This window comes from Streptomyces tauricus, from assembly GCF_014650955.1.
Lineage (GTDB): Bacteria > Actinomycetota > Actinomycetes > Streptomycetales > Streptomycetaceae > Streptomyces > Streptomyces tauricus.
Map to the genome: position 1 here is coordinate 22,927 of NZ_BMVY01000051.1, position 18,251 is coordinate 41,177.

23 protein-coding genes are annotated in these 18,251 nt (G+C 67.9%); 15 read left to right on the top strand and 8 right to left on the bottom strand.

Annotated features, from left to right (window positions below; genetic code table 11):
• Positions 1-80: 80 nt before the first annotated feature.
• The 4 genes from IE278_RS38940 to IE278_RS42720 all read left to right on the top strand — a co-directional run bounded on the left by IE278_RS38940 (position 81) and on the right by IE278_RS42720 (position 2,371).
• Complete coding sequence (locus IE278_RS38940; RefSeq protein ID WP_189779741.1) at positions 81-686, top strand: TetR/AcrR family transcriptional regulator; 606 nt, start codon at positions 81-83, stop codon at positions 684-686.
• Between the two features lie 202 nt (positions 687-888).
• Positions 889-1,281 carry an ester cyclase gene (locus IE278_RS38945; RefSeq protein WP_189779742.1) on the top strand — a complete coding sequence of 131 codons (393 nt, stop codon included), beginning with the start codon at positions 889-891 and terminating at the stop codon, positions 1,279-1,281.
• Positions 1,274-1,762, top strand: a complete 489-nt coding sequence (locus tag IE278_RS42715) for a Gfo/Idh/MocA family protein (protein ID WP_246571494.1) — start codon at positions 1,274-1,276, stop codon at positions 1,760-1,762. The genes IE278_RS38945 and IE278_RS42715 overlap by 8 nt, the downstream gene beginning before the upstream one ends.
• Before the next feature lie 9 nt (positions 1,763-1,771).
• Positions 1,772-2,371 (top strand): Gfo/Idh/MocA family oxidoreductase, encoded by a 600-nt coding sequence (locus IE278_RS42720; RefSeq protein ID WP_246571496.1) that lies wholly within the window; start codon positions 1,772-1,774, stop codon positions 2,369-2,371.
• Positions 2,372-2,760: 389 nt separating this feature from the next.
• Here IE278_RS42720 and IE278_RS38955 read toward each other — a convergent pair whose 3' ends face one another.
• A complete protein-coding gene (locus IE278_RS38955) occupies positions 2,761-3,726 on the bottom strand; it encodes an NAD(P)-dependent alcohol dehydrogenase (RefSeq protein WP_189779743.1) in 966 nt (321 codons plus the stop codon).
• Between the two features lie 108 nt (positions 3,727-3,834).
• Here IE278_RS38955 and IE278_RS38960 point away from each other — a divergent pair, with 108 nt between their 5' ends.
• Together IE278_RS38960 and IE278_RS38965 are read left to right on the top strand one after the other, a co-directional pair.
• Positions 3,835-4,515 carry a TetR/AcrR family transcriptional regulator gene (locus IE278_RS38960; RefSeq protein WP_189779744.1) on the top strand — a complete coding sequence of 227 codons (681 nt, stop codon included), beginning with the start codon at positions 3,835-3,837 and terminating at the stop codon, positions 4,513-4,515.
• 102 nt (positions 4,516-4,617) lie between these two features.
• On the top strand, positions 4,618-4,899 hold the full coding sequence (locus IE278_RS38965) for a hypothetical protein (protein ID WP_189779745.1): 282 nt from the start codon (positions 4,618-4,620) through the stop codon (positions 4,897-4,899).
• Here IE278_RS38965 and IE278_RS38970 read toward each other — a convergent pair.
• Both IE278_RS38970 and IE278_RS38975 read right to left on the bottom strand, forming a co-directional pair.
• Positions 4,889-6,394 carry an FAD-dependent monooxygenase gene (locus IE278_RS38970; RefSeq protein ID WP_189779746.1) on the bottom strand — a complete coding sequence of 502 codons (1,506 nt, stop codon included), beginning with the start codon at positions 6,392-6,394 and terminating at the stop codon, positions 4,889-4,891. The genes IE278_RS38965 and IE278_RS38970 overlap by 11 nt on opposite strands.
• 83 nt (positions 6,395-6,477) lie before the next feature.
• Positions 6,478-7,089: an acyl-CoA-like ligand-binding transcription factor gene (locus IE278_RS38975; RefSeq protein WP_189779747.1), complete on the bottom strand. Its 612-nt coding sequence runs from the start codon at positions 7,087-7,089 to the stop codon at positions 6,478-6,480.
• Positions 7,090-7,474: 385 nt separating this feature from the next.
• Between IE278_RS38975 and IE278_RS38980 the strand changes: the two genes are divergently transcribed.
• The 3 genes from IE278_RS38980 (at position 7,475) to IE278_RS38990 (ending at position 8,898) form a co-directional block, all read left to right on the top strand.
• The gene (locus tag IE278_RS38980; protein WP_189779748.1) at positions 7,475-7,906 is read left to right on the top strand and encodes an Hsp20/alpha crystallin family protein; all 432 of its coding nucleotides are present in this window, start codon (positions 7,475-7,477) and stop codon (positions 7,904-7,906) included.
• 98 nt (positions 7,907-8,004) lie between these two features.
• Entirely contained in the window at positions 8,005-8,400 is a 396-nt protein-coding gene (locus tag IE278_RS38985) for a DUF2267 domain-containing protein (RefSeq protein WP_189779749.1), read from the top strand.
• Positions 8,401-8,460: 60 nt separating this feature from the next.
• Positions 8,461-8,898 (top strand): DUF2267 domain-containing protein, encoded by a 438-nt coding sequence (locus IE278_RS38990; RefSeq protein ID WP_189779750.1) that lies wholly within the window; start codon positions 8,461-8,463, stop codon positions 8,896-8,898.
• Positions 8,899-9,246: 348 nt separating this feature from the next.
• Here the strand turns inward: IE278_RS38990 and IE278_RS38995 are convergent, their stop codons facing one another.
• Positions 9,247-9,816: a TetR/AcrR family transcriptional regulator gene (locus IE278_RS38995; protein WP_189779751.1), complete on the bottom strand. Its 570-nt coding sequence runs from the start codon at positions 9,814-9,816 to the stop codon at positions 9,247-9,249.
• 95 nt (positions 9,817-9,911) lie between these two features.
• Here IE278_RS38995 and IE278_RS39000 point away from each other — a divergent pair, with 95 nt between their 5' ends.
• Positions 9,912-10,655 carry an SDR family oxidoreductase gene (locus tag IE278_RS39000; protein ID WP_189779752.1) on the top strand — a complete coding sequence of 248 codons (744 nt, stop codon included), beginning with the start codon at positions 9,912-9,914 and terminating at the stop codon, positions 10,653-10,655.
• A 209-nt stretch (positions 10,656-10,864) separates the two neighbouring features.
• Here IE278_RS39000 and IE278_RS39005 read toward each other — a convergent pair whose 3' ends face one another.
• Together IE278_RS39005 and IE278_RS39010 are read right to left on the bottom strand one after the other, a co-directional pair.
• The gene (locus IE278_RS39005; RefSeq protein ID WP_189779753.1) at positions 10,865-12,865 is read right to left on the bottom strand and encodes an alpha/beta hydrolase; all 2,001 of its coding nucleotides are present in this window, start codon (positions 12,863-12,865) and stop codon (positions 10,865-10,867) included.
• A gap of 107 nt (positions 12,866-12,972) precedes the next feature.
• Positions 12,973-13,428, bottom strand: a complete 456-nt coding sequence (locus IE278_RS39010) for a YybH family protein (protein WP_189779761.1) — start codon at positions 13,426-13,428, stop codon at positions 12,973-12,975.
• 114 nt (positions 13,429-13,542) lie between these two features.
• Between IE278_RS39010 and IE278_RS39015 the strand changes: the two genes are divergently transcribed.
• A complete protein-coding gene (locus tag IE278_RS39015) occupies positions 13,543-14,196 on the top strand; it encodes a TetR/AcrR family transcriptional regulator (protein ID WP_189779754.1) in 654 nt (217 codons plus the stop codon).
• A gap of 261 nt (positions 14,197-14,457) precedes the next feature.
• On the opposite strand, the gene IE278_RS39020 is transcribed toward IE278_RS39015, so the two are convergent.
• Positions 14,458-15,075 (bottom strand): TetR/AcrR family transcriptional regulator, encoded by a 618-nt coding sequence (locus IE278_RS39020; protein WP_189779755.1) that lies wholly within the window; start codon positions 15,073-15,075, stop codon positions 14,458-14,460.
• A gap of 122 nt (positions 15,076-15,197) precedes the next feature.
• Between IE278_RS39020 and IE278_RS39025 the strand changes: the two genes are divergently transcribed.
• Together IE278_RS39025 and IE278_RS39030 are read left to right on the top strand one after the other, a co-directional pair.
• A complete protein-coding gene (locus IE278_RS39025) occupies positions 15,198-15,602 on the top strand; it encodes a Dabb family protein (RefSeq protein ID WP_189779756.1) in 405 nt (134 codons plus the stop codon).
• A 28-nt stretch (positions 15,603-15,630) separates the two neighbouring features.
• Complete coding sequence (locus IE278_RS39030) at positions 15,631-16,533, top strand: SDR family oxidoreductase (protein WP_189779757.1); 903 nt, start codon at positions 15,631-15,633, stop codon at positions 16,531-16,533.
• 125 nt (positions 16,534-16,658) lie between these two features.
• Here the strand turns inward: IE278_RS39030 and IE278_RS39035 are convergent, their stop codons facing one another.
• Entirely contained in the window at positions 16,659-17,204 is a 546-nt protein-coding gene (locus IE278_RS39035) for a GrpB family protein (RefSeq protein ID WP_213089781.1), read from the bottom strand.
• Positions 17,205-17,237: 33 nt separating this feature from the next.
• Between IE278_RS39035 and IE278_RS39040 the strand changes: the two genes are divergently transcribed.
• On the top strand, positions 17,238-17,786 hold the full coding sequence (locus IE278_RS39040; protein WP_189779758.1) for a hypothetical protein: 549 nt from the start codon (positions 17,238-17,240) through the stop codon (positions 17,784-17,786).
• Positions 17,787-17,829: 43 nt separating this feature from the next.
• The coding region (locus tag IE278_RS43375) for a transposase (RefSeq protein WP_213089782.1) at positions 17,830-18,251 on the top strand (422 nt) is incomplete at its 3' end.

Below are 18,251 nucleotides of genomic sequence, written 5' to 3' on the forward strand. Positions count from 1 at the left end.
GTACTGAAATGCGTTCACCCCCTTGAGCGGGATGAAAACGCCGGTCAGCGTAGATCTGTACCGAGAGGTACGCTTGTTGGATGGGTAACTCCCGCAAGGCCGTCATGGGCCGGCCGCGAGGATTCGACATCGACCAGGCGCTGGAACGCGCGATGCGGGTGTTCTGGGCGCGAGGTTACGAAGGCGCAAGCCTCGCCGAGCTGACCGGCGCCATGGGGATCACCAAGACGAGCATGTACGCGGCCTTCGGCAACAAGGAACAGTTGTTCCGCAAGGCCCTCCAGCGCTACGGAGCGGGGCCGGCCGCCTATGCCACGTGCGCCCTGGAGGAGCCCACCGCACGGGCCGTGGCCCTGGCGTTCCTCCGCGGAGCGGTCCGCACCACGACCCCTCCCGAGGGCCCCTCCGGGTGCCTGACCGTGCAGGGCGCGCTGGCGGCGGGCGACGAGAGCCAAGCCGTCCACGACCTGCTTGTCGATTGGCGCAACGACGCAGGAGTCCGCCTCGAGGAGCGCTTCCGGCGCGCCGTCGACGAGGGCGATCTTCCACGCGACGCCGACCCCCGGCGTCTTGCCCGGTTCGTCATGACGATGGGTTTCGGCATCGCGGTGCAGGCCGCCAACGGCCTCGGCCCTGCCGAGCTCGATGAGATCGTCGACACGGCGATGCTCGGCTGGCCTGCGTAGCGGCCGCACCCCTTCGCCTCCCCCGGTGAGACACCTCCTCAGGTGAGGGCCGTGACAGTGCGGCAAAACTTCGGTACCGTCCGGTACGGAAGTGTCGAGCGGTGGTTCCCTCGCCACGCCCACGATCACCGCGACTAGACCGTCAAGGACCGTCGCGCAACACCGAGCACGACCTCCGCTCCGGAGGCTGAAGAAGGAGATCATGTCCGACGCCGACCTGCGCGAGTTCTACCTGCGCTACATCGGGGCGCTCAACGCCCACGAGATCCACCGCATGGACGAGTTCATCAACGACGAGCCCACCCTGAACGGCGAGCCGGGCACTCGGGACCAGGTCATCGCCGTGCTGAACGGCATCATCGACGCGGTCCCGGACTTCCACTGGGAACCCCGGGAGATCGCCGTCGACGGTGATCGCCTGGCCGCCCGTCTGACCAACACGGGCACGCCCGCCAAGGAGTGGCTCGGCGTGGCCCCCACCGGCGCCTCGTTCGAGATAGTCGAGTACGCCATCTACCAGGTTCGTGACGGCCGGTTCGTACACATGACGGCCCTGCACGACGCCGAGACCCTGAGGCGGCAGCTCGGTGCCTGACCTTCGTGAACCGATCGGCGTCGGCATCGTCGGCCTGAGCGCCACGGGAGGCTGGGCGGCCGGGGCTCACCTGCCCGCGCTGAACGCCGTCGACGGAATCGAGCTTCGCGCGCTGGCGGCGAGCTCCCAAGACTCGGCCCAGGCCGCAGGAGCGGCGTATGGCGTACCCGCGTACACGTCGGTCGAGCAACTCGCCGACGACGAGAACGTCGACCTCGTGGTGGTCGCCGTCAAAGTGCCCCGGCATCGAGAACTCGTGCTACCCGCGCTGAAGGCAGGAGTGCCGGTGCTCTCCGAGTGGCCGCTCGCCGTCGACCTGCGCGAGGCCGAGGAGATGGAGCGGGCCGCCGGGACGACGCGCACCTTCGTCGGTCTTCAGGGACGCTCCTCGCCCACCTTCCGCTGGCTGGCCGACCTCGTGTCCGAAGGATTCGTGGGGCAAGTGCTCTCCGCCACTGTCGTGGCGTCCTCGACCGAATGAGGCACTGCGGTGTCTCCGAACATGCTCTACACGCTCGACCGCAAGCTCGGGGCCACGATGCTGACCATCGCGTTCGGACACGCGGTCGACCTGGTGTCGATGGTCGTCGGCGAGCTTCAGGAAGTGGTCGCCACAACTGCGACCCGGCGCCGCCAGGTTCCCCTCGGGCGCACCGGGCAGGTCGTTCCCATGACCGCCGAGGACCAGATCGCGATCTCGGGCACCGTGGAAGGTGGGGCGATCCTGTCCGTCCACCACCGTGGAGGCGCGGCGTCGGGTGCGGGGTTCTCTCTGATCATCGACGGCACGGAGGGGAGACTTGAGATCACCGCCGCCGAGTTCCCGCACATCGGTCCGGTCACGGTGCGTGGCACACGCGGCGGCGGTCGGCCCACGAAGCTCACGCTGCCCAGCGGCTACGACGCCCATCCCGGCCTGGCCGGAACAGCGATCCACACGCTGGTGCACGCCTACGCCGCGATTCGGGACGACCTCGTCCACGGAACGGCTGTCGCCCCGGACTTCACCCACGCCGTCAAGCGCCACCGACTCCTTGACGCGATCGTGCGGTCCGCTGCCACAGGCCAACGAAAAGCCCTTCACCCTTAGGCGCGCAGCCAGTTGATTTCGGCACTGTCCGACATCACTTCGCCACATCGGCCCCCGCCATGTGTGCCGGCATAGCCGGCCGCACGCTGACCGATCGAGAGCAGATGCGGGCGAGCATGGCGTTCGGCGCAGCAGAATCCGTCTACTGACAGCGTCCTGGCCCGTCACCCCTGACGGGACCGCCCGTCGCGCCGTCCGCCCCAGGCGCTGCGGCTCCACCGGTCACTGATCTTCCCGGCACGGCCCCTGCGCGGAGCGGCGGCCTCGGTCACCTCAAGCGCCATGGGGCCGTGGCTGCGAGCTATGACAAGCTCGCCGTCCGCTACGAGGCGACCGTGTTGGTCACGGTTCTCAACGAGTGGCTGTGACCAGCACCTTCCCGACAACCCCTAGGCGACCTTGACCACGTACTTGCCCCGTACCCCGCCCGCCTCCAGCGCCCGGTGTGCGGCCGCCGTCTCTTCCAGCGGGAACACCGTGTCCACCGCCGGCCGCAGCTTCCCCTCCGTCACCTGGCGGGCGAGGTCGTCGAAAAGCGCACGGTCGGGGTTGCCGCTGAAGAAGCGCACCCGGCCGCGTCCGTGGACGGCGCTGGCCGCGATGTACCCGAGCGAGGCGGCGGGCCGCGTCAGGTCGAAGGCGATGGTGACCATGCGTCCGCCCGGCTTCAGCATCCGCCGCACGGTACGCAGATCGGTGCCCGCCGTGTCGAGGACCACGTCGAACAGGCCCAGTTCCGCAGGTGACACGGTCCGGTGGTCGACAGGGTGGTGGGCACCGAGCGTACGGACGAAGTCGAGGTTGGCGACGCGGGCCAGGGCCGTGACCTCGGCACCGTATGCCCGTCCCAACTGGACGGCGGCGTTGCCGACCCCGCCCGCCGCGCCCCGTACGAGCAGCCGTTCGCCGGGGCGCAGTGCGGCCTTGTCGCGGAGGGCCGTGATGGCCGTGGTGGCCACCGGCAGCGCGGCAGCGGCCACGAGGTCCAGTCCGTCCGGGACCCGGCCGAGCCGCTCGGGCCGTACCGTCACGTACTCGGCGGCGCTGCCGAATCCGGAGCTGCGGCCCAGGACGCCCCACACCTGGTCGCCGACCGCTACGCCGGTCGCGCCGGCGCCGAGTGCGGCGATCTCGCCCGTGAAGTCCAGCCCGATGCGCTGCGGGAACTTCCGGCCGGTGACGAGGCGGACCCGACCGGAACGGGCCGCCAGTTCGCCGCCGTTCACGCTGAACGCGCGTACGCGCACGAGGACTTCGCCGGGTGCTGGTCCTGGACGTGGGACCCGGCCCACATACAGCACCTCGGGGCCGCCGAAGCGGTCGAACAGTACGGCTTTCATCGTGCGGTCGTCCATCGTCGCGTTCTCACCTTCGCCACCAGGGGCCGTGCGGGGGATCGTGGCGCCGAGCGTAGGCTCGCAAGTGGACGAGATCGTCCATTTGACCGGAGGTGAGAGACAGCGGTGGGGGAATCCTCTCGGATCACGGGGCAGGACAGTCTGCGGGCGGACGCCCGGCGCAACCGGCAGCGCATCCTTTCGGCTGCCCGCCTGGTCTTCGCCGAGCACGGCATCGACGCGCCCATGACGACCGTGGCCCGGCGGGCGGGGGTCGGCGTGGCGACGCTGTACCGGCGTTTCCCGACACGGGACGCCCTGGTGCGGGCCGCGTTCGCGCACCAGTTGGACACCTGCGCTCGGGCACTCACCGAGGCGCTGGCCGAACCCGATCCGTGGCAGGGCTTCCAGCAACTGGTCGAGACGGTCTGCGAACTGCAACGAGAGGAACGGGGTTTCCCGGCCGCGTTCGTCGCGGCCTTTCCGGACAGCACGCGAGAATACGCGCGGGTACGGCAACAGGCCGAGCAGGACTTCCTGACCCTGGTCCGAAGGGCTCAGGCGGCGGGCGCGCTGCGGGCCGACTTCCACCCCTCCGACTTTGCCGTGGCCCTGTTGTCCCACTGCGGTCTGGTCACCGCATTGCCGGGTGACCGTGCGGCGTCCCGGCGTCTGGTGGCGTACTTGCTCCAGTCGTTCCGCGTTGAGGCGGCCCACGGAGCGCTGCCGGCGCCGAGCGCGCTGTCGCTGCGCAGTCTTCCGCTCGCGCCCTACGGCTCGCAGGGACAGCGGTCCTCCGGAGCCTGATACGCAGCGGTGCCTGCCGCGTAGCCGCCCTCCGGGCGACCGCGCCACTTTCCCAACAGGCCCCAGACGTACAACCCCCTGCGGCAGCTTCGAGGGCCGGCGGTGCAGCGTGCAGACGAAGATGTCGCCGTCGAAGACGGCCGCAACGGAAGACCGGCCGCGCACATCACCCGGCTCGAACGCCGCCTGTCCGAGGCTCTGGGAAAGACGGCTCGGGAAACCTCCGGCCTCGGCGCCCCGGCCGACATCGAGACGCTCACACGCCGCGCCGCCGAGCTGGAACAGCAGATTCTCGACCTCCGCGGTGAACGCGCGGAACGGAACGAGGACCTCGAAGCCGCACGTGCCACCAACCGCGAGCTGATGAACCGGCTCAACCGCTGACCTGCTCCAGCTCACGGGCGTCGCTCAGCGGTCCGCCGAACCACTGGTGCAGTGCGGCTCGCAGACCGTCGACGTCGTCCGGCCCGTGTCCGGTCCACGCTATGTGGGAGTCGGGGCGCAGCAGCAGGCCGGTCACGCTCGTGCCCTCTGCCGTGCCGCTCATGACATCGACCCGGTCGTGCCAGGGCTTCGCGGCCTCGGCGAAGTCGCCGCACAGGTCCAACAGCAAGGGCCGGGCGGTGGTGGTCAAGTCGGCCAGCCGACGGGGGCCTGCGCCGGTGTGGACCACGAGGTCGGGCGCGAAGTCCTCGGTGGTTCCAGCGAGCAGGTGGGCGATGCGTTCAGTGCCGCCAGGTGAGGCGAGCAGGTCGCCAAAGACGGTCCGCAGGGCACTGACTTCCGGTCCGGGGCGCATCAGTGCCGACTGGGACAGGGTCGAGGCCACGACGTGTTCCGCGACAGGTCGGCGTTCCTCGTCGTAGGTGTCGAGCAGACCTTCGGGGGCCCACCCTCGCACTGTGGCGGCCAGCTTCCAACCGAGGTTGACCGCGTCCTGCAGGCCGAGGTTGAGGCCCGGGCCGCCGATCGCCGAGTGCACGTGGGCCGCGTCGCCCAGCAGCAGTACCCGCCTGTCCCGGTAGCGGTCTGCCAGTCGGGTGTTTCCGCCGGCGAGTCGTCGAAGCAGGTGCGGTCCCTCTCCTTGCGGCGGACCCAGCGGGACGGGCACACCCAGCACGCGTTCGGCGCTCGCCATCATCTCTTCGAAGGTCATCGGAGTGGTGTGCTCGTCCGGCCTGCCGGTCTCGGTGGTGTTGAGGACCGGCACTCGGCCAGGCAGCAGGCCCCACGCGATCGTGCCGCGCTCCGTGCGCACGTACAGCAGGGATGGCAGGTTCCCGTAGCCGGGAACGTGCAGGCTGCCGTCCGGGCCCAGGTATTCGTCCGCCACGGACACGTTCGCGGAGCGGGTGACGAAGTCGTCGGTGGTCACGCCGGGGAAGCCGATGCCGGACAGGCGTCGCACCAGGCTGTGCCCCCCGTCGGCCCCTACCAGGTAACGGGCGGTGAGAGCCTCACCGTCGGCGAGGGTGATCCGGACGAAATCGTCGTCCTGGTGCAGATCGGCCACCTCCTGCCCCCTGCGGAGGTCGACGCCGAGTTCCACGGCTCGTTCGGCGAGGACCCTTTCGATCTGCTCCTGCGGCGCCGGGAGCAGGCTCACGGGGTTGTCGTCGAGTCCTGTGAGGTCCAGCGTGAAGGCGCCGAACATGTAGCGGGGCGCGGGTCGGGGCGGCGCAGTGGAGCCGCTGATGCGTGCGTAGAGACCACGTCGGTCGAGCATGCGCACCACCTGACCGACCAGCCCGTTCGCTCGGGGCTCGGTCTTCGGGCCGGAGAGACGCTCCAGCACAACCGGACGCACCCCAGCCAGTGCCATCTCGCAGGCGAGCATCAACCCGTTCGGGCCGCCACCGACAATCACTACATCAAGCATGACAATTCTCCTTTTTGAGGCATGACGACGTAGAGGCTGCAAGCAGCAGCCCCTGTTCAGGGTCAGGGTTGGAAAGGAGAGGGCTACGGAGTGGGAAGTCCGGCCGCCACCATGCGCAGAGTCCGGGGCAGCAGAACCTCCATCGGCTCGCCCGTGCCGCCTTGCACGAACAGCTCGAGGGCGACATTGTTCGCGGCCATCACGCTCGCGGCCACCAGGCGAGGGTAGAGATCGGATCCGGGATCCGTGCCCGTGCGGTCAGCGATCGCCGCGGCCAGCTCCTTCTCCGCGATCTTGCTCGCCCGCAGCATCTCGGCCTCCAGCGCGGGTTCGGCCAACATCACCCGCACACCGGCCGCCCACTCATCGGGCTCCTGGGGTGGCATGCGCTCCACCTCAGGGCCGGGCTCCAGTTGCCGTAGTGCCGCCCGAGTGATCGCCTCCCACAAGGGTTCGCCGGGCGGTCCGTGACGCAGCTCGGCCGCGAGGCGCAAGGAGCGCTCAAGGTAGCGAAACGCAATCGCTTCGGCCTTGCTGGAGAAGTAGTTGTTGTAGGTGCGCGGAGACACCCCGACCGCCGCGGCGATGTCTTCCACCTTGACCGCACTCAACCCGCGCTCGACGGTGAGCCGGACCGCGGCCCAGCTCAGCGCCGCGCGCGTGGCTTCCTTCTTCCGTTCCCGAAGACCACTCATGCCCTTCACGCTAGCAGAACTTGCGCGCTGCGCAAATATACGCGCCACGCAACTTTCCCTTCAGGGATCTGTCGGCTCGAACTGGATGAGGCAGTTGCCGCCCGATGCGCCAACAGACCCTCGTGCGGCATCCAGCCGCCTCCGCGCCCGACACCTGTCGCACATTGGACACAGGAGGGTTCACGCTTCCGGCCGGGAAAAGCCGGCATCCTCCGCATCCATTCGTGCTGGTCGTGGGCGAGTCGTCGGCTGCGGATCCCGGCATCCCCCAGATTGTCATCGCATCGACGACATCATATTTGTCATCTCTTGGATGACGTGTTACAACGGTGTCAGTGAGGCGCATTGGCAGTAACTGCCTGAACCTGCTGGAGGTGTTTTCACGATGTTGATGCGCACTGACCCCTTCCGTGAGCTGGACCGCCTGGCACAGCAGCTGACCGGCCCAGGCACCTGGTCCAGCCCGTCGGCGATGCCGATGGACGCCTACCGCGAGGGCGACGACTACGTGGTGGCCTTCGACCTTCCCGGTGTCACCGCGGACGCGATCGACATCGACGTCGAGCGGAACATTCTCACCGTCAAGGCCGAGCGGCGGCCGGTGACGAAGGCCGACGACGTGCAGATGGAGCTGTCCGAGCGGCCGCTGGGCGTCTTCTCCCGTCAGATCGTGCTCGCCGACACCCTCGACACCGAGCACATCCAGGCCGACTACGACGCGGGCGTGCTCACCCTGCGCATCCCGATCGCCGAGCGCGCCAAGCCCCGCAAGATCTCCATCGGCGTCGGATCCGGACGCACGGAGATCTCCGGCTGACACCGGCCGCACGGGTGCGGAGGGCGGGCACCAGGCCTCTCCCCCACCTCGCTCTCCGCACCCCCGTAAGCAGTCCGAAGAAGAAGAGGGCCGCCGTGATGACTCTGCGACGCGAAGCATTCCTCGGTCATGTGAAGGAACGCGGCGAGTACGACACCCCGGGCGAAGCCGAGCGCGCGGCCCGCGTGGTGCTCGCCTTGCTCGGCGCACACCTGGTCGGCGACGTCCGCGCCCAGCTGGCGGCGCGCCTGCCGGAAGAGTTCGCCCTGATCCTGCTCAACCCGCTGCAGAGCGCCGAGCCGCTGCCCCCGGAGCGGTTCGTCCGCGCGGCCGCCGCGTGGATCGAAGGCGCCACCGAGCAGACCGCGGCCTGGGACGTCAGCGCTGTGCTGTCCACCGTCGCCGACGCCGCCGACGATGACCTGCTGGGCCAGATCCTGCTCCAACTCCCCGTCGGCTACGACCTGCTCTTCGGCCGCCCCCAGCCCATCTGAGCATCCCGCACACACACCGGTGCCCGAGTACCGGCTACAGCAAGAAAGGCAACCACCCCCGTGATCTCCGACCGGCACGTACCGACCCAGCAGCCGTACGGGACGGCATACGAGCAGATGCTGGAGAAGGTCCGCCACGAGGGGGCCTACCCCACCCGCGAGCAAGCCGACGAAGCCGTCCGCCTGGTCCTTGCTGGACTGGGACGCCAGGTGACCGGCGACGAACGCGTCGAACTGGCCGCCTGCCTGCCACTGGAAGCCGCACGCGTGCTGACCGCGCAGATCCCCGACACCCAGCCGCTGACCGGCTGGGAGTTCGTCAAAGACCTCGCCGCCCGCTCCGGTGCCTCCCTGGCCACCACCCGCTGGGACACCGGATCCGTCTTCTCCGCAGTCGCCGCCTACGCCGGCCGCGACCTGGTCACCCGCATCCTCCACCAACTCCCCACCGGCTACGCCCTGCTGTTCGGCTGCGCGGAACTCACACCCGTGGCGTAGACGACGACGTACGTGGCCGGGGCGGCACCGCGGCGGACAGACAGCGCACCGCCGTGGTCGACGAGCCTGCCGCATGCAGCACTTCACCCTGCGCGAGGTCGCCTACGGCAACTGCGACCGGCCCTACGGCAGCCCTTGCGCCCCTGAACACTCATGCGTCCGCTACTCGGTCGACATCGTGGCTGCTCGACATCGGCCGTCCGTCCGGATGCGGTGCCGGTCAGGTGCCTCTGCCAAAACCGCACGGCCCCGCACCACAGGAAGTAGGCCAGAACCCCACTGAAGTGACATAGCCACTCTGCTGTTCGGTGATGCTGCGGTTGCTCTTCAGGATGCCTTCAAGGCCTGCTACCCCCGCCCGTCAGCGTCCTGTCGTCGGCGAAGGCCCTCCAGGATGACGTTCATCAAAGGCCGTGCTGTTGTCCCCCATTCGTCCCGGTCCAGTCGGCCGAGGTAGGCGATGAGCAGGAGGACCCCGCGGGCGTCCACGTCCGTGCGGATGGAACCGGCCGCTTTCCCGGCGTCCAGCAGGTGGCCGAGGGCGCCTTCGATGGGGTTCTGGCTGTGGGTGACAAGGTCTTGCCACGCCGCGGGTTCAAGCGCCGCCAGGACGCCGTACTTGATCTCGGCGTAGTCGATCACTCGGTCAACCCAGTGGCGCAGGGCTTCCACGGGCTCGTATTCCGCGAGAAGGACGGAAGCGGCGGTCACGAGTTCTTCGACGTCGCGCCGGTAGACCTCGGCGAGGAGCGCTTCGCGGTTGGGGAAGTTCCGGTAGAGCGTTCCCTGTCCCACACCGGCGCGCTTGGCGATCTCTTTGAGGTGGACGTCATCGGATTCCGCGAGGGCCGCGCGGGCGGCCTCCACGATGCGGGTCCGGTTCTGCGCCGCGTCCGGACGGCGTGCCGGTGTGCTCATAGGCGTCTCCTGACGTTCCGTCCATCACAAGTGGACACGAGTCCGGTAGGGTGGATAGCGCACCGGACACGTGTCCACTTTATCTGGAGGCAGCAGTGCTCTCTCTTCATGACAAGATCGTCGCGGTCACCGGAGCAAGCGGCGGCATCGGTGAGGCCACGGCCCGTCTCCTCGCTCAGCGCGGCGCCGCAGTCGTCCTCGCGGCGCGCCGCAGTGAGCACATCGAGGCCATAGCGCAGGACATCCGGCAGGAGGGCGCCCGTGCCGCCACGTGCGTCGTCGACGTCACCCGGGCCGAGGACCTGCGGCGCCTGGTCGCCACCACCATCGATCGGTACGGCCGCATCGACGTACTGGTGAACAACGCCGGCATCGCCCCGATCAGCCCGCTGGCCGACCTCGACACCGAGAGCTGGTCGGCCATGATCGATGTCAACCTTCGCGGCACGCTCAACGGCATCGCCGCCGCGCTGCCCGCCTTCCGCGAACAAGGGTCGGGCCACTTCGTGAGCATCGTCTCCGTGGCCGGCCTGTACGGCGCGTCCCCCTCGATGGCCGTCTACGCCGCGACCAAGAACGCGGTGCGCACCGTCCACGAAGGGCTACGCAGGGAGTCCACCGACGGAGTGGTGCGCACGACGGCCATCTCGCCGGGATACATACGCACCGATCTCGCCGACTCCATGGAAGACCCGAACATCCGCGAGCAGACGCGCAAGTACATGGACGCGGTGGGCATCCCGCCGGCGGCGGTCGCCCGCGCGGTGGCCTTCGCCATCGAGCAGCCCGGCGACGTCGAGATCGGCGAGATCAACGTTCGCCCCACTGTCCAGGCATGACACCTGCCGCCACCGGTCAGGGCAACGGCGGACCGCCGCGTACAGATCGACCTCGGCCTTCGGTGCACCACAGGAAGTGGGTGTGCGGCATCCCGATGCCGACGACGAGCGCGGTGAGAGCAAGGAACCGGTCCGCAGAAAACAGCTTGGTGGGCGGGCGTCGCAGGTCCCCGCGATGCCCGCCCACCCCGTACTCTCCCCCTACGGACTCAAGAGCTCTTGAGTACCGCCGGTATCTGCCACATGCGGTCCGGCCACTTGCGGAAGTGCTCGACGCACAGCAACCCGAGATTCGCTGCCGCACCCGCGCCGACTATGGCTGCGGCAGGCGCCAGGAGACCGGAGAGCGCGTAACAGCCGATCCATGCCCCGAGGAACGCCCCGCAGACCGCGGCCACCAACCCTGCGCGCCGCCTCCGTGATGAGCGCTCAGCACGGGTCCAGGCCAAATAGGCGCCGATGCCCACCATCAGGCCCGTCCCGGGCACGATCACACTCGCGCTGGCCACGAAGTCATCGGGTCCCACCGTCCAGATCAGCAGAACCCCCATCAGCCATCCGCCAAGGCCGAGCGGGATCACGGTCCCGGTTCGTATCCAGACACTCGCGCGGGGACCGAAGCCACCGCGCTTGCGCGACCAGCGTGCGATCACGGCGAGCAGGGCGAGGCCGAGGGTTACGCCGGCCAGGGTGACTGCGGTCAGCAGCTTGGCCACCGTGGACATGCTCAACGGAACGGCCTCGAAGTCGACGGGCCGCTTGTCGAATCGGGAACTGTCCGCCTTGCCGGTGTCGAAGAAGGTGGTCAGTAGACGTTTTCCGGCTTCGGGGCGGTGCTCCCAGAAGTCGGCGGTGTGGCCCAGCCCGGGAAGGATCACCTGCTGTCCCCGGGACAGGGCGGGCAGCAGTTCGTCGGTGGCCAGTTGCGCCGGGGTGGAGAAATCGACCTCACCGCTGACGAGGAGGGTTTCGACGTCACTGGACCGCATCTTGCGATACTTGGCGTTGTCGGGGCTGTCCGGCCACACCGTGGACAGACCGGACTCTCCGGCCCACAGGAAGTCGGTCGAGGCGTTGCCCAGGATCGAGCCCGGATCGCCACCGCTGTCGTAGTAGCGCTGTGCTGCTGGACCATCGATCATGGCGAAGGAAGCGAACTCGCCCCAGACGATGGAATCGGGCAGGGTGAGGTCGCCGAGGACAGACATGGCCCACATGGCGCCGGTGTCCCGGCTGAGGTAGGCGTCGATGACGGTCGGAGCGTTGTTCGGTGCCGAGGCCTGACCGTTGTGATGCATGGCGTACTGGCTCAGTACTCGGACGTTGGTGTCCTTGATGCGGAAGGGCCCCCAGCGTTCAGGGATCTCGCCGGCGGTCTTCCGGACCGATTCGGCGAGGTCGGATGTACGCGCGGCGCAGGCGTCGTCGTCCGCGCACAGCCGTGTGTACTGGGCGAACTGCGCATCGGTGATGCGCGGGTCCCAGAAGAAGTGGCCGGGCGGATTGACCGAGACCATCGCGGAGCGGTGCAGCACCTTCGGGTGCCGCCAGGAGTAGATCATGGCGGTGCGTGTTCCAGCACTGGAGCTGAGGAGGTTGATCTGCGAGTAGCCCAGGGCGGTACGGGCCGCTTCCAGGTCCTCCACCCGCTGGAGGGCGGAGTAGCCGGTGAGGTCGATCCCGTCGTCGGTGAGGCGGTCCGCACACAGATCGAACGCTTTGGTCGTGGCAGGCAGTGTCTTCGATGCGGCGATTCCGTCGCCGGACTGCATGACCGCGGCGACCTCGGGGCAGTCCAGACGGCGCGATCCGTCGATACCCCGGTAGCCGACCAGGACCACATCGTGCTTGCCGGTGAGTCGGCTTGCCTGCGGGAAGTCCATGTTCGTTCTTCCGGGGCCGCCGCCCAGTCGGAAGATCGGTTCCGCGGGGTTGGCGGAAGTGGCCCGGACGCGGGTGACCGGAAGTGCTATCAGCTCGGACTCGGGGTCGCGCCGGTTCTCCGGGACGGCGAGTGTGCCGCAGTCGGCGGCGACGGTTCCGGCTTCGGTGTCGTAGTCGCAGGGGCGCATGGTGAGTGACCCGGGGGCGGCCCCCTCGGGTACGGACAGGAGATGTTCCGGCCGCAGCGCCAAGTAGCAGAGCGACACCAGGAGTCCGCCGGTGACCACGAAGGCGAGCAGGGGCCGCCATGACTTGAGAAGTGTCATTTCGTTTCCGTATGAGTGCGCGCGGGCCCGAGCTTTCCCCAGGGGAGGTACGGCGGGCATGGGCATGTGAGGTCGTCTCGGGTGGTTCGGACCGTCAGGGAGACCTGTCAGCCCCGCTCCCACAGCGGCAACCGGAACATGGCGTAGGTGAACTTGCCGCTGATACGTCCTGCGGTGTCGAAGTGGAACACGTCCACACCGTGCCACTGCATGCGGCCGCCGTAGCGCGCACGGGCGAACAGGCGCAGTGGCAACGGCACATGACGGCCGGACTCTCCGCTCATGTCGAGCCGGCAGGCCCAGCGGATCGTGGCGCGCCGGTTCGGCTCGTCGACGATCTTGTCGTACACGGCGAAGTGCATGGCGCCGTAGCGTCCGGCGAAGTGCGGCTCGAACTCTTTGCGGATCGCCGCGATGCCATGTCGCTCCGGCAGGTGGCCGGGCAGGTACACGGCGTCGTCGGCGAAGAACGACATGACCTTGTCGAGATCGGGGCTCGGCTCGTTGAAGGCGGCAACGAAGTCGTCGATGGTCTGGCTGAGGTTGGTCGAGGTGGCGGAGATGGCCGTTCACTCCCAGGAGCGCGGTGGGGCTGTCGGATGCCGGGACATTAACAGAACACCCGTCCCTTAACAAGAGATGGGTGTTCTGTTAGATCTGGACTAGGATGAACGGTCATGTCAGCGCCATTCCAGCGGGCTCGACGCCCTGATCAGAAGGACCAGCGCCGCGAGGCCATCCTCACGGCCGCGCGGGAGCTCGCCGAGCGCTCCGGAGTGGCCAGGGTCAGCCTGCAGGACATCGCCACCGCGGTCGGACTCGCCAAGTCCAACGTGCTGCGCTACTTCGGCACGCGTGAGGAGATCTACCTGCATCTGCTGATGAGCGCAGGTTCCGAGTGGGCGAGTGTGGTCAGTGCCCGGTTGCAGGAAGTGAGTGGGACCGAGGCAGCGGCGGGCGTTCTCGCGGATGCCTTCGTTGACCGGCCCTTCTACTGTGATCTGACCACGCACGCGGAGACGATGCTCGAACACAATGTGTCCGTGGAAGTGCTGAAGGTCTTCAAGAGGTGGGCCATCGACACCTACTGGGCGGTCGGCCAGCGCATCTCCACCGCCTGCCCGGAACTGACCCCCGCCGATGGCGCCGCACTCGTGATGACAGCCAGCGCTTTCGTCGCGAAGCTGTTTCCCATCACCCGTCCACCTGAGGCGCTGCGTGAACTGTACGCGCGCGAGCCGGAGATCGCGGGGGCGTTCCCGCCGTTCCGCCCGACACTGAAACGCATGGTGGCGGCCACCGCAGCCGGCCTTCCTCTGGTACGTCAGTAGACAAGCCTTGCGGCTGAGTGGACCGTCGCACCCCTCCGCGGCCGCGACGAACCGGACCCACCACGGCGAGGTGTCCAGCTTGCGGTCGGCATCCAATACGTCGAACGGCACCCGGGGCACCTCGCCAGCCCGACCACGACTGGGAACGCCCTCTCCAGAGCCTCCTCGACGTCGTCACGATGAGCGGCAGCCGCAGGAAGCGCTCTCGACGAGCACTCCGGCCACCCCGCTGAACCCGGCGAACCACAGCGGTCAGAGAACCTAGTTGCTCGCCGGTCGACCGTTCGCCGGCGTCTCGGTTCGCCAGCCGAGGAGGATCGCGCGAAGCGCCTGTTCGGCGAGGTAGCGGGCGCGATCACCGCCGACGTTGCCGAGGTAACTCAGTGACGCGATGCCGTACAGCGTGCCCCAGAGGATCTCACAAGCCTGGTCGAGGTCGGCCAGGACCACGTTGTGGGCGGCCGACCAGGTGGTGAGCAGCTCCTTGAGGACGTCGATGACCGGTTCCGCGACGCGTCGGCGTTCGTCCGCGTCGACCACCGGGTCGTTCATGACCCGGAAGAGGTGGGGATGCTCGCCGGCGAACCGGACGTACTGCGACGCGATGCGCGTCATGCGCCGGTCCGTATCGGGTTCCTGCGCGGCGTGGTGGAACTCGCTCAACAGCAGGCGGTGACCGTGCGCGACCAGCTCCAGTACGAGCGCGTCCTTGTTGGCGAAGTGCTGGTAGACGACGGGCGCGGAATATTCGACGTCGGTGGCGATGCGCCGGATCGTCAGAGCCGCGACGCCCTCGGTCTCGAGAACGTGCAGCGCGGCCTCGATGATCCGCTCCCGGGTGTTCGCCCGTTCGCGGGCCCGTCTCGTGCTGGTCGACATGGTCCGTCACTTCGCTTCGATGGTGTCCCCGAACACTAGCCACCGCCTTGACCGCGTCGGCGACGCGCGTCATAGTTAACGCCGTTAGGAAATCTAACAACGTTAGGAATGGATGGTACGTCATGATTTACCACATCAACAGAGTCACGCTGAAGGCCACTGCGACGCCTGAGCAGATCGAGGCGGTGCTGGAGAGCTGGCGCGATCAGGGCCGGTCGAACCCCGCCATCAAGTCCTTCGTCGTCGGTCGCGACCACGGCGGCGACTACACGTACGGTGCGGTGTTCGTCGTCGAGGATCTCGACGGGCTCTTCGCCTACCTGACGCACCCGACCACCTACCAGACCGACCACCTCGGGCTGCACCTGGTCGAACGGCTGGAGATCTTCGACGTCAGTGACGACGGCGACCCAGACCTGAACGCCAAGATCCAGGAACTGCACCGGCGCCGCAACGAACTCAACCCGCAGATCGCCGACATGCTCGCAGACGTGCCCACCTATACCGGCTCCGGCGTGGACGACTGACCGATACCCCGGAGAAGGAGAAATCGTTATGGCCAAGCACGTCGTCATCGGTGCCGGTTCCATCGGTACCAACGTCGCTCGTCTGCTCGCCGAGCGCGGCGAGAGCATCCGGATCGTCACCCGCAGCGGCTCCGGCCCCGAGCACCCGCTGATCGACCGGGTCGCCGCGGACGCGTCCGACCCGACCCGCCTCACCGAGCTGTCCCGCGGCGCGGAAGTCATCTACCACTGCGCCAATCCACCCTCATACACGGTGTGGGAACGCCTGTTGCCGCCCCTGCAGACGGCAGCCATCACCGCCGCGAAGGCGAACGACGCCGTCCTCGCGCTGACCGGCAGCCTTTACGCCTACGGTCCGCAGCCCGGTGGCCGGATGAACGAACACACCCCCATGGCCGCCACCGGGCACAAGGGCCGCCTGCGCAGACGCATGTGGGAACAGGCCCTCGCCGGGGGGATCCGCACCGTCGAGGTCCGCGGCTCCGACTACATCGGCAAGGACGCCAACGGCATCTACTCCCTGCTCATCAAGTCGGCCCTGCAGAAGGGAAAAGCGGCCTGGATCACCGGCCACCTGGACATGCCGCACACCTTCACCTTCAATGGCGACATGGCACAGGCCCTCATCACGCTGGCCTCGGAAGAACGTGCGTGGGGCCGCCCCTGGCACGTGCCGTCCCCGCCGGCCGTCACCATTCGCGAGCTGGCGCGGCGCTACGCCGTCGCGGCGGGCCGGCCCCCGGTCAAACTGATCCGGATACCGCGCTCCGTGACGCGTACGGCCGGGCTGATCGTGCCGATCGCCCGCGAGATGGCCGAGATGGACTACCAGTGGTACGCGCCGTTCCACATGGATGCCACGGAGACCGCCGAGACCTTCGACCTGACCGCCACCGACCTCGACACCGCCGTCCGCAACGAGGTCGGCTGAACTCCCACGGCCACACCGGCACGTCGACGGCAGGCCCGCCGACACCGTGAACGTCCGTGCTCACGGCAGCAGGCTGTCCTGTAACCCCAAATGATCTTGGCTTCAGGTGTGATCAGGAGGCATGGTCAGGCGTCACTGGGACCGGGGGCCCAGCCGGTGTGCTGGGCCCAGGCGTCAGCACGTCGGATGATGTCCCATACGAAGGCATCCTTTGCCTGGACGTAACCGGGACGGTCGTTGCGGAACTCGGCCGCGCAGTGTTGTTTGGCTGCTGCGTACTCGTTCGCGGCAGCCAAATGGCACCGGAGGTAGTCGCGAAACAGCAGGGGGAACTGCTGGGAGAAGCTGCCCAGTTGCCGCACGTGCACGTGTGTCCGGCGCTGACCTGGAGGTTCGCGGAAGTATCGCTTCGTCCGTTCGGGATTGTCCGCCCGGTACACGAGCCCCATACCGGTCAGCGGGCCCAGGAACGAATCCAACGCTTCCAGCGATGCCAGTGAGATCTGGATGTCGATCACAGGCTTGGCCGCCAGCCCCGGCACCGAGGTCGACCCGATGTGGTCGATACGCGCCGCAGCATCGCCCAGGGCTGCACGCAGGCCCACGCCCCACCTGGCGAACATGGCTGGCCAAGCAGGGTCGTACGGCATGATCTCGACGGGGTCTCCCACACCAAAAAGTCTTCCACGATTCCCTGAATCTGCGTGTTGAAGCAGGTCAGCAGGGAGGTTGGTGCTGCTAAGGCGGCGTGTCCCAGCCTCGACGGGCGGTTGCACCAGTTTCTGGCCCGTCCGTCGTTTTCCCGGCTTGAGCCGAAGTCAAAGCCGCGGTCAAAAGGGAACGGCACGACCGACTACTGCAACTCCTTCGAGTTCCTGAGGCGGGAAGCGCGATCCGGGCCGAGAAACGGCGACTTCCGTGAGCGCGACAATGCCATCATGCTCAGACAACCGGCCGCACCCCTCACCCAAGAGGTTCAGATGCTCTACCAGAGCCCTGCCGACTTCTGCGCCGAGTACACCAAGGCACACAACTGTAAGAAGACCGATGAATTCGGCGCCGAGTCAACGCTGGAAAGGGTGACCGTCGTCAGCGAGACCCCGGACACGGCGCGGGTCGAGGCGCTCTGGTTCACATGCGGCCACGACCCGGATTCCGGGTACTACGACGTTTTTCAGCGCACCGCCTTCGTTCTGGTGAAGCGGCACGACGGGTGGCGCCTGCACTCCGAGGAAGATCTCGGCTACGAGTGACAACACCTGGTCCCCCCTCGTACCGACGAGAAGGGAGCCCCAGATGACGGGACTTGCACTCCGGGGAGCCCAGGGCATCTGGCGGCCGATCTGGACAGAGACACCGCCCGGAAAGGGCTCATACGCATGCCTTCACGGTCGGGTCAGCGTGAGGAGACTCGCCATCGCCCGTCCTGGGCCACGGTGGCGTAGCCACGGTGCGACGCATGCAGGCTGCGGACCAGCAACGCGGATAACCCTGGAGTTTGCCGCTAGGTCATTTCGTTTGGATCAGTCGGTCGTTGGTCCGGGTGTGCCGTTGACTGATGCGCAGTGGGCGCGGATTGAGCCGTTGCTTCCGGACCGGACGCCGAAGCGGGGTGGCCGCTGGCGGGACCATCGTGAGGTGATTGACGCGATCGCTTTCAAGTTCCAGACCGGCACCCAGTGGGTGCACCTGCCGGAGAAGTACGGCAGCTGGCGGGG

What these genes read in the sequence shown, in the direction of transcription:
- IE278_RS39025 (WP_189779756.1), top strand. Translation starts at nt 15,198, where the DNA reads ATGATTTACCACATCAACAGAGTCACGCTGAAGGCCACTGCGACGCCT.
- IE278_RS39020 (WP_189779755.1), bottom strand. Translation starts at nt 15,075, where the DNA reads ATGTCGACCAGCACGAGACGGGCCCGCGAACGGGCGAACACCCGGGAG.
- IE278_RS38985 (WP_189779749.1), top strand. Translation starts at nt 8,005, where the DNA reads ATGACTCTGCGACGCGAAGCATTCCTCGGTCATGTGAAGGAACGCGGC.
- IE278_RS39030 (WP_189779757.1), top strand. Translation starts at nt 15,631, where the DNA reads ATGGCCAAGCACGTCGTCATCGGTGCCGGTTCCATCGGTACCAACGTC.
- IE278_RS38995 (WP_189779751.1), bottom strand. Translation starts at nt 9,816, where the DNA reads ATGAGCACACCGGCACGCCGTCCGGACGCGGCGCAGAACCGGACCCGC.
- IE278_RS38975 (WP_189779747.1), bottom strand. Translation starts at nt 7,089, where the DNA reads ATGAGTGGTCTTCGGGAACGGAAGAAGGAAGCCACGCGCGCGGCGCTG.
- IE278_RS39005 (WP_189779753.1), bottom strand. Translation starts at nt 12,865, where the DNA reads ATGACACTTCTCAAGTCATGGCGGCCCCTGCTCGCCTTCGTGGTCACC.
- IE278_RS38945 (WP_189779742.1), top strand. Translation starts at nt 889, where the DNA reads ATGTCCGACGCCGACCTGCGCGAGTTCTACCTGCGCTACATCGGGGCG.
- IE278_RS39015 (WP_189779754.1), top strand. Translation starts at nt 13,543, where the DNA reads ATGTCAGCGCCATTCCAGCGGGCTCGACGCCCTGATCAGAAGGACCAG.
- IE278_RS38940 (WP_189779741.1), top strand. Translation starts at nt 81, where the DNA reads ATGGGTAACTCCCGCAAGGCCGTCATGGGCCGGCCGCGAGGATTCGAC.
- IE278_RS38980 (WP_189779748.1), top strand. Translation starts at nt 7,475, where the DNA reads ATGTTGATGCGCACTGACCCCTTCCGTGAGCTGGACCGCCTGGCACAG.
- IE278_RS38970 (WP_189779746.1), bottom strand. Translation starts at nt 6,394, where the DNA reads ATGCTTGATGTAGTGATTGTCGGTGGCGGCCCGAACGGGTTGATGCTC.
- IE278_RS38955 (WP_189779743.1), bottom strand. Translation starts at nt 3,726, where the DNA reads ATGGACGACCGCACGATGAAAGCCGTACTGTTCGACCGCTTCGGCGGC.